The 3,318-nt window shown below is 57.0% G+C and carries 1 protein-coding gene and 2 pseudogenes; all 3 read right to left on the bottom strand.

What is annotated here, in order from left to right; genetic code table 11:
* Positions 1-477: pseudogene (locus VGE80_RS06595) on the bottom strand (replication restart helicase PriA); the annotation flags it as partial.
* Positions 478-649: 172 nt separating this feature from the next.
* Positions 650-2,284, bottom strand: coding sequence for a phosphoglycerate dehydrogenase (gene serA, locus VGE80_RS06590; protein ID WP_440592099.1), 1,635 nt, complete (start codon positions 2,282-2,284; stop codon positions 650-652).
* Positions 2,285-2,633: 349 nt separating this feature from the next.
* Positions 2,634-3,318, bottom strand: a pseudogene (locus tag VGE80_RS06585) (sugar kinase); the annotation flags it as partial.

Raw genomic sequence — 3,318 nt, 5'->3', positions numbered from 1 at the left:
TAATCCAAGCTTTCGACGAAGCTCGGGCGAAAGGGAGAAAAATGTGACCTCGCGCGTCCCCGCGTTGGACTTCACACCTTTCGGAATCACCGTTTCCAGAACCTGGCCCCAGCCGCACAGATAGCGATCCGCAATCCAGCGGGTCAGTTCGAGCATTCGTTCGTCGATCAGCGCTTCGCGGTCAAGAACGGACTCAATGGACTTCAGCGAGCGTCCCGGCGGGACCGTGTTTCCTAACCCGACGCAGTATCCTGTGATCAACTGACTTCCGCGACCAAACGGAGCCTGAACGCGGCGGCCCGGACCAATCACATCTCTCAACCCATCCGGAACGAGATACTGGAAGATGGTGGTCAACGGACGGTTAAATACGACGTCAGCGACGAGCCGGTCGGCCGCATCGGCAACCTCCCACTTTTCGAGGTTGGCGGGAATCTCGTCATCGGAGAACAGGCTGTGCTGTCTTGGCTGGTTCAAGGGAATTCATTTTCCCGGTTTGTCTGGAACATCCCTGGTCATCGGCAGGGGGCAGCTCCTTCTGCCACCCCCCAAAAAAGAGCGAATCCGATCATCAAAGCGATTATCGCAGAATGATCGGATTCGCATTAAGTGCAGTTCGCCCCGAAATCGGGTCCGAACATCTCGCAGGCTACCGGCTTACCAACCAGGGGAGCGGTTCGCCGGCCTTGGGCAACTTGACCAGTTGCACACCGGTGACCGCTTTGTGCTCGGCCACTTCTGCCAGTGTGGCGGCGTCGGGTTCATTGTCCAGGTTCAACACGGCAATCGCGTCGCCACCTGGTTCGTTCCTTTCACGTCCCAGGGCCATGTGAGCGATGTTGACTTTGTGGTTACCACAGATATTTCCGATGAACCCGATGACACCGGGCTTGTCGATGTGCTTGTAGATCAGCAGCAAGCCGTCGAGGTAGGCATCCAGGTGGAACTGATCAACACGGACCAGTCGCAGGAACTGCTTACCGAAGATGGTTCCGGCGGCAGTGATTTCTCCGTTGTCCGTCGTGACGGTCGCAGAAATCAGAGTTGAGAAATCGCCCACTTCGTGAGACAGCTCTTCCTTGATTTCAATTCCGCGTTCTTTCGCCAGCATCTCGGCGTTGACGATGTTGACGTTGTCGGCCAGTGCATTCGACAGTAGACCGGCGGCAAAGGCATTGGCGATCAGTTTGGTCTTCTTGTTCGCGGCTTCACCCTTGAACTGGAGACGCACGCCACGTACGCCACCCTTGTTCAATTGAGAAAGCAGCAGACCCAGGCGACGGCCCAGATCGAGGTAAGGCTGCATATCCGTCATCTCGGCCGCTGTGATCGGAGCCATATTGACGGCATGTCGAACTTCGTTTCTGACCAGAAAACCCGAGATGATCTCGGCGGCTTCCACAGCGACGAGTTCCTGTGCTTCTTCGGTCGAGGCACCCAGGTGAGGGGTGGCCAGAACCTGGGGCAACTGCGCGAGGCTCCAGTCCTTGGGCGGCTCGTCGACGAATACGTCCAGTGCAGCGCCAGCCACGTGCCCTGACTGAATGGCGTCGAAGAGAGCCTTCTCATCGATAATGCCACCGCGAGCGCCGTTGATCAGTCGCACACCCTTCTTCATCTTCGCGATGCGGGTGGCGTTGATCAGGCCTTCCGTTTCCGGAGTCATCGGCGTGTGAACGGTCAGGAAATCGCACTTGCCGACCAGATCATCGATGTCACGGTAGAGTTCGATCCCTTCCGCACGGGCTCGTTCCTCCGACAGGAATGGGTCATAGCCCAGAACCTTCATTTCGAACGCGATGCAGCGTCGGGCGACCGTCAGACCGATTCGCCCCAGCCCAATCACCGCAATCGATTTACCGGCCAGCTGAGTTCCCGTGAAACTTTTGCGATCCCACTTGCCAGCTTTCATGGACCCGGCGGCGGGACCGATATTGCGAGCCAGTCCCAGCAACAGAGCCATCGCCTGTTCGGCGGTGGATGTCGTGTTCCCTGCCGGGGTGTTCATGACGACGATCCCTTCGCGGGTCGCCGCGGGGAGATCAATATTATCGACTCCCACGCCAGCGCGGACAATCACTTTCAGTCGCGGTTGATCCTTGAGGATCTCCGAAGTGAGCTTTGTCGCGCTACGGATGATGATCCCGTCGCAGTCCTGAAGATATTCACGGACCTGCTCGGGTGTGTGCTTGCCACTGCGAACGACAACTTCAATGCCAGGTGTCTCTTGAAGAATCTTAAGACCTGCAGCGGAAAGATCGTCGGTGATGAGAACTCGGTACATGGTTATTGCTGGTCGTTCGAAAATTAGTTGAGGGGGCAAAAACAGTCGGCAAGCCATCTCGGCGGCCTACTCCGGTTCCATGCCGGGGGAAGTCGAAGACCGTAAGCATACGCGGAGCAGTCTCGACGGCCAAGAGATCCAGCCGAATCCAATCGTGCTGACTGATGTGAATCGTGGTCTCACCCCAGTCAACAAGGCACTAAACTTGTGACAGTCATCGAATCATCAAATTGAACTCGCCCCGCCGCCCGTACGCAGACGCGTTGCGGCTGGCGGTTCCTTGAGTCGGATACTGAAACGTCCCGCACTCAGCGGCCTGATTCGCGACTGTCATTTCAACGCAATGAGCCTATCGGCTGACCCGACCTCGACCACCACCTTTCATCAGGGCTTCGATTTCTGCCCGGGATGACTGGTTGTAATCACCCAGAATGCTGTGCTTCAGGCAGCTTGCTGCGACCGCATAATGCAAAGCCGTAGCCGACTCAGCCAGTTCTGGCGTCTGAAGGGCAAAAATCAGAGCCCCGGCAAACGAGTCTCCCGCGCCAACCCGATCAACAATATTTCGAATTTCGTAGGGGGTATACTTCCCGGATGCATCCGTCGGAGCGTAGACCGCTTTTTTCTGTTCAGCGTCGTACAGCATCGCACCCCAGTTATTGTGGCTGGCCGAGATACTTTCCCGCAGTGTGATTGCCACCTTGCGGATATTTGGAAATCGCTCGACGATCTGCTGGGCCACACCCTGGTAACCTTCGAGATTCAGTTCCCCGGCTTCAACATTTGTTTCGGCAGAGTGGATTCCCAGGACCTGCTCCGCATCCTCTTCATTGGCGATCAAGACCTGGACGTGAGGCAGCAATTGCTCCATCGTCTTTCTTGCGAGTGCGGCCGGTTTGGTACCAGACTCCCAGTTCCAGAGCTTCTTACGGAAGTTCAGATCGCATGACACCGGAATTTTTCGCTGTGTGGCTTCCCGGGCGGAGGCCAGTGCGGCATCGGCGGCTTCACGGCTGAGTGACGGCGTAATTCCG

This window comes from Schlesneria sp. (genome assembly GCF_036405755.1).
GTDB lineage: Bacteria > Planctomycetota > Planctomycetia > Planctomycetales > Planctomycetaceae > Schlesneria > Schlesneria sphaerica.
The sequence above is the reverse complement of the archived record's forward strand: the minus strand, read 5'-3'. Positions and strand labels throughout refer to the sequence as shown.

Bases quoted from the DNA above. Each gene is read 5' to 3' on its own strand.
- serA (WP_440592099.1), bottom strand. From the start codon at position 2,284: ATGTACCGAGTTCTCATCACCGACGATCTTTCCGCTGCAGGTCTTAAG.